Genomic DNA, 16,346 nt, shown 5'->3' with positions numbered 1-16,346 from the left:
TCAACCTATTAAAATATACTAGACTAAATATTGCCGTTCGCTCAATGGCCTAACTCTCCAAAAATATAGCGCACCATCTCTCGTTCTCTTCCTGAAAGCCCATGTAAGCTACGTAGACAATATTACTAAAATACAATTTGCCAGTATATGTTAAAACCTTTACCCATGATGTACCCCACTTCATGAATTATGTTCAACTCAAATCACTTTTAATGTATGTTAATTAAAAAACTCAAGTGGACAGCCTTAGGATTTATCAGTGTACTGGCAATCAACGCGTGTGACATGGAGGACGACACCACAATTGATCCCTCGGGTACCGGTGGCCGTCTGAAAGTCGAAATGACCGATGCTCCCATTGATGAGGCCTCAGTACAGGGTGTATTCGTGACCGTAACCGAAATCAGGATCGACGGTAAGAAATGGGAAGCCTTTCAGGGTCCTAAGACAGTCAACCTACTGGAACTACAGGGCGGCAAAACCGTAACACTGACCGAAGGGGATGTATCAGTAGGTTCTTTTGACAAAATGACCCTGGTACTAGACTACGAGCGCGACGCCAGTGGCAACGCCCCCGGTTGCTACATCCTGCGTCAGGATGGCACTAAGAATAAACTGGTGGTATCGGGTAATGCTCGTACAGACATTGAAATCAAAGGCTCTAAGGTAGATATAGCCGAAGGACAAACCCAGACCCTGGTGATGGACTTTGACCTGAGAAAAGCCATCAAAGAACAGGGTGGTGCTTCAAAAGACTATGCCTTTGTTACTTACGGAGAGCTTCAGTCCTCTATCCGATTCGTCAAAAAGGAAAACACCGGCTCAATCACCGGCAAGCTGAGCAACTACAACCCTTCCACCAATGGCAAGGCTGTCGCTTACGTTTATACGAAGGGGTCATTCAAGCAAAATACCGAAACCGGCGGTCAGGGTGAAAGCCAGGTCAAGTTTAAGAATGCCGTTACCAGCGCCAAGGTAAACAGCGACGGTAGCTTTACGGCTGCTTTTATTCCCGAAGGTGAATACGAGCTACACGTAGCCACCTACCGTCAGGAAGGGGCCGGAGGGCTGAGCCTGAATACGTTCCTTGACCTGAACAGCGAAACCAACCTCAACGCGATTTCGGTAAAGGCCAACGCACAAACCAGCCTTTCGCTCTATATCAAGGGTATACTGGGAGGTATTTTATAAATCTCTTTTATAAAAGCAGAAGTCTGGATGTAAAATAAGAGCAGCAGGTATTGGATACCTGCTGCTCTTACTTTAGGACTTATGTGAGAAGTTAACTTTAGTCATCATCTGCTTCATTATCGGTAAGCTGCCCGCGGATCTCACCGTCGGGGTACTCAGCCGAGTGGATGTCGATATAGTACATACCATCATCAAGTTTCTCTTCCTGCTCCTCCGTAAGGGTGATTGTTGTTTCGTACGGAGACATAAAATTGGTACCCAAGTCAAACACGACCGGTCCCTTCTCCCCAAACTCGGCCCGGTGAATGTGCCAGGCAGTAGGATTGATACGTTCATAGGTCACCATCAACCGGAGCTGATTTGATTCAGAATTATAGATAGCATCCGTAGTTCCGGTGGCTGAGGTGTTGTTGGTAGGTACTGTGGTAGCTCCGGATAGTATAGCCAGGTAGGACTCCTCAGGAGTAACATCATCATCGTCATTGTCGCAACCAGTTGCCAGGAACAACAGGCAGGTTGCCATGCATAAGTACTTTTTCATAGCTTCAGTAGGTTAAATTAAACATCCGAGAAGAGACTTTCTCTTACTATACCATTGATTGTCAAAAAGTTATTCCTAACGAACTAAACTACTACGATTTTTTAAGTAGAGCTCTTAATGAAACTTTCTCAGCAACATGATCCTTATACCAGTAAGAATGTTCATAGATCGCTGTATATCAAAAGCTTATGCTACTGTACTTTACCAGATGGGTGCAGTAGTAAGGGAAAGATCTAGGTTCATGGCAGGCTGACCCAGCTACTTCAAGGTGGGCAAGTACCTCTACGTGGAGATTAATAGACTGTATTATAGGCCACTAGCCTTGGTATGGCCCATCAAAAAAGCGGCATAGCCGGGTTTTACTTCTTAAGTATTCGAATGCAAAGTGTAACTTTGTCGACCTTTTTCCTTATTTACATAGTATTATGAAAAGAGTCCTCCATCAAATTTTTATTTTAGCCCTCACCGTTACTAACACCTTTGCCCAAACCGTCACGCAGGTAGCTGACCCGACCGAGTGGGTCAATCCGCTGATGGGTTCGCAGTCCAAGTTCAGCCTGTCGGCTGGCAATACCTATCCGGCCATAGCGCTACCCTGGGGGATGAATTTCTGGATGCCCCAAACGGGTAAGATGGGCGATGGCTGGGGATATACCTACGACGCCGAGAAGATCAGGGGCTTTAAGCAGACCCACCAGCCCAGCCCCTGGATCAACGACTACGGACAGTTTTCGATCATGCCTGTAACCGGCAAGCTCAAGTTTGATGAAAACAGCCGCTCGAGCTGGTTTTCGCACAAAGCCGAGACCGTGAGGCCCCACTACTACAAGGTATACCTGGCCGACTACGACGTCACGACCGAGATCACGCCCACCGAGCGCGCGGCTCAGTTCCGTATTACCTTCCCCAAGACAGACAGCGCCTATGTGGTACTTGATGCCTTTGACAAAGGCTCGTATGTAAAGGTGATCCCGTCGGAGCGCAAGATCATTGGCTACACCACCAAGAACAGCGGTGGCGTACCTGCTAACTTTAAAAACTACTTCGTATTGGTATTTGACAAGCCATTTAACCTCTCGGCTACCTGGCACGGCAAACAACTGGCTAAGGATACCTTAGAGTACAAGGCCGACCACGTAGGAGCCGTAGTAGGTTTCAAGACCCGCCAGGGTGAGCAGGTAGGCATCAAGGTAGCCTCGTCGTTTATCAGCTACGATCAGGCCGAACTGAACCTGCGCCGCGAACTGGCCAACGATACTTTTGAAACGACCAGGCAGAAGGGACATGCTATCTGGAACAAGGAGCTCTCCCGCATAGCCGTGGAGGGTGGAAGCCGCGAACAGACGCAGACCTTCTACTCCTGCCTGTACCGGGTGATGTTGTTCCCCCGGAAGTTTTACGAGCTGGATGCTAAAAATCAGGTGGTACATTACAGTCCGTTCAACGGGGAGGTACTGCCGGGTTATATGTTTACGGACAATGGCTACTGGGATACCTTCCGGGCCGTGTTTCCGTTTTTCACGCTCATGTACCCCACTCTCAACGCCCAGATTATGGAGGGCCTGGTCAACACCTATAAGGAGAGCGGCTTTTTGCCTGAGTGGGCCAGCCCCGGTCACCGCGACTGTATGATCGGTTCCAACTCGGCCTCCCTCATCGCCGACTCCTACATGAAGGGCATCCGTGGCTATGATATCAATACCCTGTACGAAGCCGTCCTGAAGAATACCGAGAATGCCGGACCGGTAAGCTCGGTAGGTCGCTTCGGACATGAATACTACAACGAGCTGGGTTATGTACCCTACGATGTAAAGATCCGGGAGAATGCGGCCCGTACCCTTGAGTACGCCTACGCCGACTTCTGTATAGCCCAGGTAGCTAAAGAACTAAAGCGTCCGCAGGCCGAGATAGATCTGTATACCAAGCGTGCCCAGAACTACCGTAACCTGTTTGATCCCGAAACGGGCCTCATGCGGGGTAAGAATCAGGATGGTCAGTTCCAGAAGCCATTCAACCCATTCAAGTGGGGCGATGCCTTTACCGAAGGCAACAGCTGGCACTATACCTGGTCGGTATTCCAGGATGTGCAGGGACTGGTGGAACTGATGGGTGGCCGCGAAGCCTTCGTGCAGAAGCTGGACACCGTATTTGCCATGCCCCCGGTGTACGACGATAGCTACTACGGCTTCCCCATCCACGAGATCCGGGAGATGCAGATCATGAACATGGGACAGTACGCCCACGGCAACCAGCCCATCCAGCACATGATCTACCTGTACAACTACGCCGGAGCCCCTGCCAAGGCGCAGTACTGGCTGCGTCAGGTGATGCAGCGCCTTTACCAACCTACGCCCGACGGCTACTGTGGCGACGAAGACAACGGTCAGACCTCAGCCTGGTACGTGTTCTCTTCGCTGGGCTTCTACCCTGTGACGCCCGGTACTACTCAATATGTTATAGGTACTCCCCTGTTCAAGAAGGCTACCATGACTCTCGAAAATGGGAAGAAGTTTGTAGTACAGGCTCCCGCCACCAGCGACCAGAACCTGTACATCCAGAAGGCTACGCTCAATGGCAAGGCTTACACGCCTACCTACCTCGACCATTTTGACATTCTGAAAGGGGGTACCCTTATTTTTGACATGGGTAGTCAGCCCAGCAAGACCTGGGGTACCAGTAAGAAGGATGCGCCCTGGTCATACACGGCGGTCAAATAGTTGAGTGAAGTAACAACCAATGGAACAGCAGCACCTTCAACTCTGTTGTGAAAGGGAGTTAATAATTAGTACCTGTTTTAGGATTTGCATCAATTAATTAGTACTTACTAAATATATGAAACTAGCTTTTGTAGCCCTGACCGGAGCCCTTTTTTATTCGGCGGTACTTCCCGGACAGGACGATGAACTTCAAAAGAGCATAGCCCGTGGCAAGGAAGTGTATACCAACAACTGCGTAGCCTGCCACCAAGCCACAGGTGAAGGAGTCGAAGGGGTATTCCCTCCGCTGGCCAAGTCAGACTACCTCATAAAGACTCCCGAAAAGGCTATCCATGCTATTAAATTTGGATTGCAGGGAGCTATTGAGGTAAATGGAGTCGAGTATGACAACATGATGCCCGAGCCGGGACTAAGCCAGGCAGAAGTGGCTGATGTGATGAACTACATTATGAACTCCTGGGGTAACTCGTCCAACAAGAAGATGATTACCGTGAAAATGGTAGAGTCGGTAAAACAGGAAGAGGAAAAGTAAGCCGTACAGCTGTAAAGCAAAAGAGCAGGGTGGATGCCCTGCTCTTTTGCTTTATGTAATACTATGTAATTACTCAGCAGAAGGTACTCTTTCTTTGTGTACCTGATCCAGCAGGAGTTGCGCCATCTGGTTGAAATTATCGGAGACTCCGGCATAGGCCCGGTGCGCGGTAGCATTAGGCTCTACTACCTGCTCAACAGGTGTAAATAACGGTACCTCGGCGTAGTCTTTGATAAGGCCAAGGGCTTTGAGTCCTACCATGGCCGCGCCTACCGAGCCCGTGTCGACCGTATCGTTGAGGCGGACAGGGATGCCAAATACATCGGCCAGCATCTGTACCCATACCGGGCTACGCGCAAAACCGCCGTTGGCGTAGATAGATGTTACGGAGCGGTCCTCCATGAGTACCTTTCCGATGCTGTACAGATTCAGCAGAATTCCCTCCATCACCGCCCGAGCAAAGTGAGCCTTGGTATGCTTGATGTCCAGCCCCGTAAAACCACCCCGCACGGCAGAGTTCCAGAGGGGCGCGCGCTCACCCAGCAGGTAGGGCAGAAACAGGAGCCCATCCGCACCGGGAGCTATCTGGGCCGCAGCCCCAAACAGCGTATCGTAGTCCCATTCGGCAAAGAGAGCGTCTTTCAGCCATTGGAATATTACACCTCCATTGTTGGTAGCCCCTCCCACTATGTATGTTTTCTCATCCAGCAGGTAGCAGAAGGTACGCATCTGCTCATCGGTATAGGGGCTTCTAGAAATAACCCGGGCCGCCCCGCTGGTACCAATGGTAACAGCCATCGAATCGGGTGTCATAGCCCCGCTACCCAGGTTGGCCAGGCAGCCGTCACTGGCCCCCATGATCAGGGGTGTACCGGCAGGCAATCCCATCCCGTTATCGGCGGCTAGTTCTTCTATATGAAAGGGCGATACAGCTTGCGGGAGTTGCGCCTCGTCAAGATGCAGGAAGTTGAGCGTCCAGTTGTCCCAGCGGAGCCGGCGTATGTTGAACAGCCCCGTAGCCGAGGCCAGCGAATAATCGGCCAGGTACTTACCGGTAAGCTTATATAGGATGTACTCTTTGATCCCTACGTACATGGGTGCCCGTGCGAATAAATCGGGCTGGTGCTGACGCAGCCACATCAGCTTACAGGCGGGAGTCATGGCGTGAATGGGAGTACCATTGCGGTGGTACAACAGGCGACCATCTGCAGAATGCCGCAGCGCATCCGCTATGTCGGCACTGCGATTATCTGCCCAGATGATGGACCTGGTAAGCGGCCGTCCCTGCTCATCAAGTGCAATAAGGCTATGCATGGCCGCGCTGAATGCTATTCCTTTCAGCTCGCCCTGCTTCTTGCACATTTCATATACAGTCTTAATACTTTCCAGCGTAGCCCTCAGCATCTCATCCGGATCCTGCTCGCTCCAGTCGGTCTGGGGGTAGTAGATGGGGTACCCTACACTATGTGAAGCCAGTATATTGCCTGATAGGTCAAAAGCAACGGATTTTACGTTTGTGGTCCCGATATCGGCTCCAATTATGAACGGCATTGTAGTTTTTTTATGGATAAGGTGGGAAGGAAAGACAAACATTACGCTGTGAAGTAATAGCATTCCACCCAACCATCAAAATATATTCCCCTGGGCTCCCTCCTTCTATTGTACAATTTGTAGATAATGCCTGACAAAACTTCCTGACGAGGTGGAACAGATTTTGTAAAATAGGCTAAACCGGAAACTCAGAACAAGGCCGGGGTGATCTGTGCCGTTTGCTTTACTTTAATAGTAAAGGTTCTGTATCATATTAGTTTATTTATTATTTTCGCCCCCATATTTAATGCTATTCTAACTTTAATCGACTTATGACTGTTACAGATACCAAAAATGCATCGCCTGATCTGCCAAACTGGGCCAATATATCCATCTATATTCTCCTGCTGATCATCCTGGCTGTCTTTGGTGATTTGCTGGTTTTTATTGTGGGCTTTTTAGGAATAACTATTGCTTTTGCCTCTTACTACAGTGGCAGAACATCTGAGCACGAACTGCACGATTCAGATCACACTCTTCACTAATACTACCAGTATAAAGGGATTGTCTTACACGACCAGCTCAGGCAGGACATGCGTCACGTCCCAACTGAGCTGGCCGTTTTGTATATCTACCAGCCATTCCTCTTCCATTACCCGGTTATCCTCCAGGTCGCGGTATTCGGCTACCAGCTTATTCTCCCTGAGGTGTAGCATCACAAACCCATTATACCCCACCGAGTGGCGGCCGATCTGCTTCCGGATACGGCGGTCGTAGTACAGCATCCGGTCCTGCTCCTGCTTGGTTTTGGGCATTTTGATCTCTACGGGCATACCACTGTGTCCTATACAGCGGCCGTAGGCCTTGGGCCCTTCCCGGTTTTGTTCCTGATGGTATACCACCAGCCGATGGTCGTGTCCCCAGAACCACACCAGAGGCCGGTCTGCCTCACCCAGCAGCTCGCAGATCTGTTCGCCCGGCTTGAAATAATCATCTCGAAAAGAAGATATGTTAGGATGGTGGCTCATTAGCACGATACCCCGCTTATCGTTGGGATCTCCGAGGCGTACTATATCCCGCAGCCAGTCGACCTGCTCCTTACGCAGGTGGCAGTCGGGCGGTGAGATCACCTCCATAAAAGGACGCCCTACCGAGGTATAGCCGGTATCCAGCCCGATAATCCGCCAGTGGTCATTTTCAAGACAGAAAAAACCGGCCTGCTGGGTTTTACGCTCCTCTCCCTCATATACGTACATAGCCGGCAGCAGATTCTGAAAATAGGCATCGCCGTTGGAGTACATTTCGTGGTTACCGGCCAGAGCCAGACTGCCCGATGCTCCGTAGTACCATGAGGCATGGGGAGAGGTAAAGTTTTCTTCTACCTCCTGGGGAGTACCCACAAAATATATGTCGCCCAGATGTATAGTATAGTCAGGAGCGTAACGTGCTACCAGGTGCGCTACGGCATCGGATTCATCGGTATCACTACCCCAATCGCTCATCAAAGCCAGGGTAATAGATTCACGCGAGGGAATGGATGACTGTAACCTGTACACCCCGGAGTCCCCAAAACGGGGATAGGCCTGGTACGGGTGCCGGGGGCCAAACCGGCTACGCATGTAGTGGTACGTAAAGCCAAAAATATTCGTCTTGAAGAATTCGGAAATAACCCGGGTTACTACGGTCGATCGCGCGACGTGTTCCTCATATTGCTTTTGCTGGGCCCTGGCGTGATTTTCAACTTCTGAATGACCCAGTTCCAGGTACTTCTCCGCTTTCTTATCGGAAGTTTCGGGCATAGTGTAAGGTTTAGTAGAGATCAATTTTAATAATCGAATAGGGCCCTTTTTTGTTTAAGGTAGTAATTGATCATAAAATAGGTCACTGCTGCTGTGGCATGATACTTTTGATCACCTTTTTACCTAATTTACATATAAAGCACTCATTAGCTCATACTCTCATGATAGGTTTGTACATTGTGTATGCCGTTGGCGGATTCGTGTTAATTGCCTCGCTGCTTCCTATGGTCCGGGCCGATTATTGGATTTTCAGAGTTTTCGAATACCCCCGTTTACAGAAATGGGTCCTGGTTGCTCTTGTCCTGCTTCTATTTATTATTATTGATGATTTTACTGAATGGTACGAATGGGCCTTTGGCGGGGCACTCCTGCTCAACCTGGGGTACCTGAGTTATCAGATCCTCCCCTTCCTGCCTTTTTCGAACATCCAGTTGCTCAATGCCAGTACGTTTGACAGGGACCGCACCATCGGGATCATGATTGCTAACGTATACCAGTACAATACACTTTTTGACCGGTTACTAAAACTTATTGAATCCTGTGATCCGGATGTACTGGTCCTGTCCGAAACCGACATGGCCTGGGCAGAAGCCATGTCACCCCTGCACGACAACTATCCCTACCGGATCGAAGAACCACTTGACAATACGTACGGGCTACTGGTATTCTCGCGCTACGAACTGCAGGATAGCTCCGTAAACTACCTGGTCGAAGACGACATACCTTCTATATTCACCAAAGTCAAACTGCCCTCGGGCGAGCTCCTGCAGCTTTACTGTGTACATCCGACACCACCCGTTCCACAGGAAAATCCGCGTTCGACCGAGCGTGACAAAGAAATACTCATCGTAGGCAAACTGGCCAAGGCAGCAAAGTACCCGGTTATAGTAGCCGGCGACCTCAACGACGTAGCCTGGAGCTACACTACCGGATTATTCCAGCGGATTAGCGGCCTGCTTGATCCCCGCCGGGGTCGCGGCTTCTTCAATACCTTTCACGCTAAGTACCCATTTATCCGCTTTCCGCTCGATCATATTTTCTGCTCCAGGGAGTTCAGGCTGATAGATATCAAGCGGCTCCCGTATTTCGGATCTGATCACTTCCCCATGTGGGTGCAGCTTGAGTATGAGCCAGAAGGAAAAAGCCAACAGGAAAAGCCTATACCTGATGAGGAGGACCTGGAAATAGCCGACGAAAAAATCAAGGAAGAGACCCGCGACGAAAAACAAAAGAAAGAGGAGTAGCTGGCCAGCTACCTGATAATCCATGCGGTACTACCCTGGTAGGTGGTATCGGCTTCCAGGTGTGAGCCCCCATAGGGCTGAGTATTTCTTTATAATACCCATACCGGTCCATTGAACAGTGCAGCTGTATGATCGTATCCCAGATCATTACTTATGATCCGAATTGCTTGAGATCAGATTAAAAGTCCAGAGAAGATTTGGAATCTATGAAGTCTAATTTATGGCCCTTAGTACCTAAGGCTCTGTTACCGCGCGTCTGCGCTCCTACAGTATCCCTATTCTCGCAGTTCCTGTTAGATTCGCTATACAATGAAATAGTACTATATAAGCTATCGTTGTACCCGACAGCTCCGTGTTGCCAGCCCTTATCTTCGACTATTTGGTAACAGTATCCTCCTATTGCCGTTGTAGAACCTAGTAGACTATTGTCCGCACAGTATTGCTAGCACAGAGTTTACTGCGCAGGCAGCAATACTGCATACCTAATAGTAATTATACACGATGCAACACGTATATAGTATAAGGAAAGTGAGGATGCGGATGTACTACTGCGGATCTTGACCATCCCTATTCATTTAGTTAATAATAGCAACCAGCATGACTTTGAAGACATTACCATCAAAACCAATGTTTCGCAGCCCCGAGCTGTTCAAGCAATTTCCCGAATTAGTTGCCGCTGAAAGCACCCGACATGGTGGTGTTAGCCCTGCCCCCTATTCATCCCTCAACCTCGGCGGCTCCACCGCCGACTCCGCTGATAACATTGAGGAAAACCGCCGCCGTTTCTGGCAGGCCCTTCATATATCTGCCAGTCAGGTAGCTTCATCGCACCAGGTTCATGGCTCCGAAGTGCTCGTGGTCACCCGACCCGGTCGCTTTGAAGGATATGATGCACTTGTCACCAATCAGTCAAATATCGTACTAGCTGTGACCGTAGCTGATTGCACACCAATACTCATCTACGACCCGGTCCGGAAGGCCGTAGCTGCTATCCATGCGGGCTGGCGGGGTACAGTACAGCAGATAGCTATCAAAGCCATCCAAAAAATGCAGGAAGAGTATGGTACCAATCCGGCCGACTGCTACGCGTACATCGGTACCTGTATTGACGAATGTTCCTTTGAAGTAGGTGAAGAGGTAGCCGCGCACTTTGACGGTGAGCACAAGCGGTATGACAGTCAGCTGCAGAAGTATTTTGTTGACCTTAAAGCAACCAATCTTAATCAGCTAAGACAGACAGGCCTACCTAAAAATTACATAGAAATTTCTGCTTATTCAACTGTCCTGCACAATGACGACTATTACTCCTACCGGCTGGAGAAAGGCCTGACGGGCAGGTTACTTGCCGTAGTCGGATTATGTAACCGGTAATTACATAACTGAAAACTACCCTCATTTTCTTCAAATTAGGCCTTTTTGGACTATATGATTTAAATTTTTCATTTTTCTTTTAGCCTGCTTTGCACTTTATTACCTAAAAATTTACTTATTTTGTTCAGTAGAATAATCAAAATTCTACCTTAAAAGTGTAGTTCGGAAAACTGCCCTGTTCATCCATAGTTAGTTAGCAGCCTCTATTGGATACTTCAGAAGTACTTTTTCGGGTTACGATTTAATTCACTTAACCAATCAATCTTTTTTATGAAAACAAAAATCTACTGGTTGTTACGTAGTACCCTTTTGGTACTGCTTATTACAGTAGCTTTTCAGGACTTGGCTATGGCCCAGTCCCGCAGAGTTACGGGTAAGGTAGTAGGGGCGAGCGACGGACAAGGCGTACCAGGCGCCACGATTGTTGTAAAAGGTACTCAAAAAGGTACCACGACGGATGGTGAAGGTAACTTTGCCATCGATGTAGAATCTGCCAACCCTGTTTTAGTAATCAGCTTTGTGGGTTACCGTACTCAGGAAGTTACCGTAGGCAACCAGAGCAATGTTACTGTTAACTTACAGGATGATGTTTCAAACCTGGAAGAAGTAATTGTTACGGGTTACTCTATTGACAGCCGCCGCGAAACAACCGGTTCGGTATCAACAGTAAAGCCTAAAGACCTTACTGTGACTCCATCTGGTAACGTAGAGCAGCAGCTGCAGGGACGTGTAGCTGGTGTGACCGTTATTACCAACGGACAGCCCGGTACTGCCAGCCAGATCCGCGTACGTGGATTTGGTGCATTCGGTGGTAACGAGCCTCTGTACGTAGTAGATGGTATTCCGGTTGGTTCTACCGACTTCCTGAACCCTGATGATATCGAGTCTACTACTGTACTGAAAGATGCCGCTGCGGCTTCTATCTACGGTGCCCGTGCTGCTAACGGTGTAATCGTATATACTACTAAGAAAGGAACAAAAAGCGCTAAGAAACTAACTGTTTCGTATGATGGTATGTACGGTGTTACTGATCCGGGTCGTGGCCAGGAAATGCTAAACCCACAGGAGTTTGCTGAGTGGACCTGGCAGGCTGAGCGCAATCAGGCTATGCAGGAAGGAAGAGCCCCTGTTTTCAACCACCCACAGTTCGGAACAGGTGCAACTCCGGTTATTCCTGACTATATCCGCGTTGGTACCCGTTCAGGTGTAATTGGTTCTGTTGATTTGGCTGCTGAGCAGGCAAAATACAACGTTGACCCCAGAGCCGGTGCTATCTATCAGGTTGTACGGGCCAACAAAGAAGGTACCGACTGGTACGATGCTATTACTCGTGTAGCTCCGCTGCAGCGTCACACACTGGGCTTCTCCGGTGGTGGTGATAACAGCCGTTTCTATTTTGGTTTTGGTGCTCAGGATCAGCAGGGTATCCTACTGTACAACAGCTTTAAGCGTTACACGTTCCGTGCTAACTCAGAGTTCAATATCCTTAAGAACCTTCGTTTTGGTGAAAACATCCAGCTGACTTACCGTCAGGTACTTGGCCAGGGTGGTGGTGCAGGTGGTAACGGTGTAGCTGCTGATGAAAACAGTATTTTGGGTGCATTCCGTATGCCATCTATCATTCCTATATATGACGAGTTTGGTGGATACGCCGGTACTGCAGCCTCTGGATTTAACAACCCACGTAACCCCGTAGCTGAGCGCGATGGTCTACGCAACAACCGTGGATTTGGTACTAATGCTACTGGAAACATTTATCTGGAGTTTGATCCTATTCCCGGTTTGACTCTACGTACAAGCTTAGGTGGTAACTACGGTAACTTCTATAACTGGGGATATAGCCGTCTGCAGTATGAAAACTCCGAGAACAACTCAGCCTTTGGATATAACGAAGGATCTGGTCAAAACTTCGGCTGGACATTTACCAACACAGCTACCTATAAGAAGCAGTTTGGAATTCATAACGTTGAAGTACTGGTAGGTCAGGAAGCCCTTAACACCGGCTACGGCCGCAACATGAATGGTAACGGTTTGAACCCATTCTCTCAGGACATTGACTACGTTACTCTTACTACAGTAGCCGGTAGCGGTAAGCAGGTGAACAGTAACCTGTTTAAAGGAGTTAACTTCTACTCATTGTTTGCCCGCGCCAACTATATCTTCAACGACAAGTACATCCTGACCGGGGTTATTCGTCGTGATGGTTCGTCACGCTTTGGTATCAACAATCGCTACGGGGTATTCCCAGCGTTCTCGGCGGCCTGGCGTGTGTCGTCTGAGGAGTTCATGAAGCCTCTGACCTGGATCACCGACCTGAAAATCCGCGGTGGTTACGGTGCCATGGGTAACTCTAACAACGTAGATCCTAACAACCAGTATAGCTTGTACGGAACCAGCCTTGGCGAATCTGTATACGATATCAACGGAACCAACTCAACCGCAGCTGAAGGTTTCTACCGGACTCGTATCGGTAACCCTAATGCGAAGTGGGAAACTTCAATCACCAAGAACATTGGTATTGATGGTACCTTCTTCAATGGTAAACTGGACGTAATCCTTGATTTGTGGCAGAAAGATACCCGCGACCTGTTGTTCCAGGTGCCCATCACCCAGACAGCCGGTTACCGTGCCTCAGCTCCTTCGGTTAACGTAGGTGAGATGTTGAACAGAGGTATTGACCTTCAGATCGTGAACCGCGGCCGATTCAGTGAAGACCTAGGTTATGAACTGAACACTACCTTCACTATTCTGGAGAATAAAATTCAAGCACTGGCTCCTGGTCTGACGTACCTGACAACAGTTAACCCTGGCTTCCGTGGTATTAACCCTATCCGTAACCAGCTTGGCTACTCCCTGTCTTCTTTCTACGGCTATCAGGTACTGGGTCTGTTCCAGAATGCTGAAGAAGTTCGTAACGCTCCTACTCAGGCAGGTGCCGCTCCGGGTCGTTTCCGCTATGCCGATCTTAACGGCGATGGCGAAATTACTCCTGATGACCGTACTTACCTGGGCAGCCCTGTACCTAAGTATACAGGTGGTCTTAACTTCACTCTGACATACAAGAATTTCGACCTTGCTACTTATATGTATGCATCGATCGGTAACAAGATCTTCAACGTGTCAAAGTGGTTTACCGACTTCTATCCTTCATTTGCCGGTGCCGCTATCAGCGAACGTGTGAAAGACTCTTGGACTCCTGAGAACACTGATACAGATCAGCCAATATTTGAGAAAGCTTCTAACTTTAGCACCAACACCCAGGCTAACTCCTGGTACGTAGAGGATGGATCATACCTGCGTCTGCAGAACATCTCACTTGGTTATACACTACCAGGTAATCTGCTGAACAGAGCTGGTCTGTCACGACTACGGGTGTTTGTTTCAACTAACAACGTATTTACCATCACCAAATACAAGGGTCTTGACCCATCAGTTGGTGGTAACGCGGATACTAACTTTGGTATCGACGTTGGAAACTACCCCATCACAAGAAGCGTAACAGGTGGTATCAACCTGAGCTTCTAACAAGCACAACGCCAGGAGCAACAGCCAAAATATGACCAGCTGCTCCTGGCGAAATAAAACAACTACACTAGTCGTTTTAGAACATAATTTCTTAAAAACTTACTATGAAAAAACTAATTACAAAAGGAGCCGTAGCGACCACCATGTCGTTAATGCTTCTTGCAGTATCATGTAATGAAGACTTTCTTGTTATCACACCTACGGGTCAGTTGGGCCAGGCTCAGCTAGCCAGTAAGAATGGTCTGGAGGGAGCTTTGATAGCCGCTTATTCTCAGTTAAATGGTCGTGCCAACCGTATGGCCAGTGCAAACAACTGGGTATTTGGTACAATTCGCGGAGGTGAAACCAACAAGGGTACTGACCCTGGTGACTTTTCTGACATCAACCCTATTCAGCGCTATGAGTACCAAACTACTCAGGGTGTAATCGCTGACTCATGGGGTGGTTTGTACGAAGGGGTAGCCCGCTCTAACAACGTGCTTAACCTGCTGACAATGGCACAGCCCGAAGTGACCGACGCTGAGAAAACTCGTATTGGTGCTGAGGCTCGGTTTTTACGCGCGCACTACTACTTTGAGCTCCGTCGTAACTTCAAAAATGTTCCTTACGTAGACGAAACAGTAGATGTAGGTACAGGTATCGAAGCGATCAAGAACGATCAGGACATATGGCCTAAGATCGAAGCTGATGCGAAGCATGCTTTCGATAACCTACCTGAAACTCAAGGTGCAGTAGGTCGTGTAAATAAGTGGGCTGCGGCTGCTTTCCTGGGTAAAATTTATCTGTATCAGAACAAGTTTGCTGAAGCCAAAGCTATGTTTGACCAGGTAATTGCTAACGGAAAAACTTCTGATGGCAAAAAATACGCTCTGGTACCTCGTTATGCTGATATCTTTAAGGCATCTAACGATAACAATGCTGAGTCAATCTTTGCGATTCAGGCAGCGGCTAACACGGGAAGTGTAAACAACGCTAACCCTCAGTTTGACCTGAACTTCCCGTACAACACCGGTCCTAACGGTCCAGGTAACTGCTGCGGATTTAATCAGCCAAGCTTTGACCTCGCTAACTCATTCCGTACCGAAAATGGTCTACCTCTGTTGGACAACTCGTACCGCCAGCCTTCCAATGAGCTGAAAACGGATATGGGTATTACAGCTGACCAGGCTTTCACACCTGATACCAAACCAGTGGATCCACGTCTTGATCACACAGTAGGTCGTCGTGGTATTCAGTACCTTGACTGGGGTCTGCACCCGGGTATCTCCTGGATTCGTAACCAGGTTAACGGTGGTCCTTACTCGCCTAAGAAGTTTACCTACTACAAATCAGACATAGGTTCTCTACAGGATAACAGCTCATGGACACCTGGCTATACTGCTCTTAACGTACCTATCATTCGCTTTGCTGATGTACTATTGATGGCCGCTGAAGCGGAGATTGAAGTAGGTAGCCTGACTAAAGCACTGGAGTATGTTAACATGGTACGTGCTCGTGCTGCTAACCCTGCTGGCTTTGTAACAATCAATGGTACTCCTGCTGCTAACTACATGATCAATCAGTATACTGCTGCGCAGTTCGCTTCCAAAGACGCAGCTCGCAATGCGGTTCGTTTTGAGCGTAAGCTGGAGCTTGCAGATGAAGGGCACCGCTTCTATGACCTGGTTCGCTGGGGAATTGCTGAGCCTTATCTGAACAGCTACCTGCAGTATGAGAGCAAGTACCTGCCAAACGCATTGGGTGGAGCAAAATATACAGGACCAGCTGATGATTATCTGCCAATCCCTCAGGCTCAGATTGACCTTCTGGGAGCGGATGTTCTGAAGCAGAACCCTATTCAGTAGTCAATAATTTAAATTAATACTGAACGTTTTAAAAGAGATGGTATTAATTTAC

At 48.6% G+C, this 16,346-nt stretch carries 11 protein-coding genes; 8 read left to right on the top strand and 3 right to left on the bottom strand.

Annotation, left to right across the window (positions count from 1 at the left end):
- Positions 1-216: 216 nt before the first annotated feature.
- Entirely contained in the window at positions 217-1,191 is a 975-nt protein-coding gene (locus JUB14_RS11145; protein WP_207506053.1) for a DUF4382 domain-containing protein, read from the top strand.
- Positions 1,192-1,288: 97 nt separating this feature from the next.
- Here the strand turns inward: JUB14_RS11145 and JUB14_RS11140 are convergent, their stop codons facing one another.
- Complete coding sequence (locus JUB14_RS11140) at positions 1,289-1,732, bottom strand: CHRD domain-containing protein (protein ID WP_207506051.1); 444 nt, start codon at positions 1,730-1,732, stop codon at positions 1,289-1,291.
- A 425-nt stretch (positions 1,733-2,157) separates the two neighbouring features.
- On the opposite strand from JUB14_RS11140, the gene JUB14_RS11135 reads away from it, so the two are divergent.
- Positions 2,158-4,449, top strand: coding sequence for a GH92 family glycosyl hydrolase (locus JUB14_RS11135; protein ID WP_207506049.1), 2,292 nt, complete (start codon positions 2,158-2,160; stop codon positions 4,447-4,449).
- A 115-nt stretch (positions 4,450-4,564) separates the two neighbouring features.
- A complete protein-coding gene (locus tag JUB14_RS11130) occupies positions 4,565-4,981 on the top strand; it encodes a c-type cytochrome (RefSeq protein WP_207506047.1) in 417 nt (138 codons plus the stop codon).
- Positions 4,982-5,050: 69 nt separating this feature from the next.
- Here the strand turns inward: JUB14_RS11130 and JUB14_RS11125 are convergent, their stop codons facing one another.
- The gene (locus tag JUB14_RS11125; RefSeq protein ID WP_207506045.1) at positions 5,051-6,532 is read right to left on the bottom strand and encodes a gluconokinase; all 1,482 of its coding nucleotides are present in this window, start codon (positions 6,530-6,532) and stop codon (positions 5,051-5,053) included.
- 311 nt (positions 6,533-6,843) lie between these two features.
- Here JUB14_RS11125 and JUB14_RS11120 point away from each other — a divergent pair, with 311 nt between their 5' ends.
- A complete protein-coding gene (locus tag JUB14_RS11120) occupies positions 6,844-7,056 on the top strand; it encodes a hypothetical protein (protein WP_207506044.1) in 213 nt (70 codons plus the stop codon).
- 24 nt (positions 7,057-7,080) lie between these two features.
- On the opposite strand, the gene JUB14_RS11115 is transcribed toward JUB14_RS11120, so the two are convergent.
- Positions 7,081-8,310, bottom strand: coding sequence for a metallophosphoesterase family protein (locus tag JUB14_RS11115; RefSeq protein ID WP_207506042.1), 1,230 nt, complete (start codon positions 8,308-8,310; stop codon positions 7,081-7,083).
- 161 nt (positions 8,311-8,471) lie between these two features.
- Between JUB14_RS11115 and JUB14_RS11110 the strand changes: the two genes are divergently transcribed.
- From JUB14_RS11110 to JUB14_RS11095, 4 genes are all read left to right on the top strand, one after another.
- Positions 8,472-9,554 carry an endonuclease/exonuclease/phosphatase family protein gene (locus JUB14_RS11110; RefSeq protein WP_207506041.1) on the top strand — a complete coding sequence of 361 codons (1,083 nt, stop codon included), beginning with the start codon at positions 8,472-8,474 and terminating at the stop codon, positions 9,552-9,554.
- A gap of 627 nt (positions 9,555-10,181) precedes the next feature.
- Entirely contained in the window at positions 10,182-10,925 is a 744-nt protein-coding gene (gene pgeF, locus JUB14_RS11105; protein WP_229367743.1) for a peptidoglycan editing factor PgeF, read from the top strand.
- Between the two features lie 270 nt (positions 10,926-11,195).
- Positions 11,196-14,450, top strand: a complete 3,255-nt coding sequence (locus JUB14_RS11100; RefSeq protein ID WP_207506039.1) for a SusC/RagA family TonB-linked outer membrane protein — start codon at positions 11,196-11,198, stop codon at positions 14,448-14,450.
- A gap of 104 nt (positions 14,451-14,554) precedes the next feature.
- Complete coding sequence (locus tag JUB14_RS11095; protein WP_207506038.1) at positions 14,555-16,294, top strand: RagB/SusD family nutrient uptake outer membrane protein; 1,740 nt, start codon at positions 14,555-14,557, stop codon at positions 16,292-16,294.
- The last annotated feature ends 52 nt before the right edge of the window (positions 16,295-16,346 follow it).

The organism is Telluribacter humicola, assembly GCF_017355935.1.
Lineage (GTDB): Bacteria > Bacteroidota > Bacteroidia > Cytophagales > Spirosomataceae > Telluribacter > Telluribacter humicola.
Note: the sequence above shows the minus strand (reverse complement) of the source record. Positions and strands in the feature narration are given on the sequence as shown.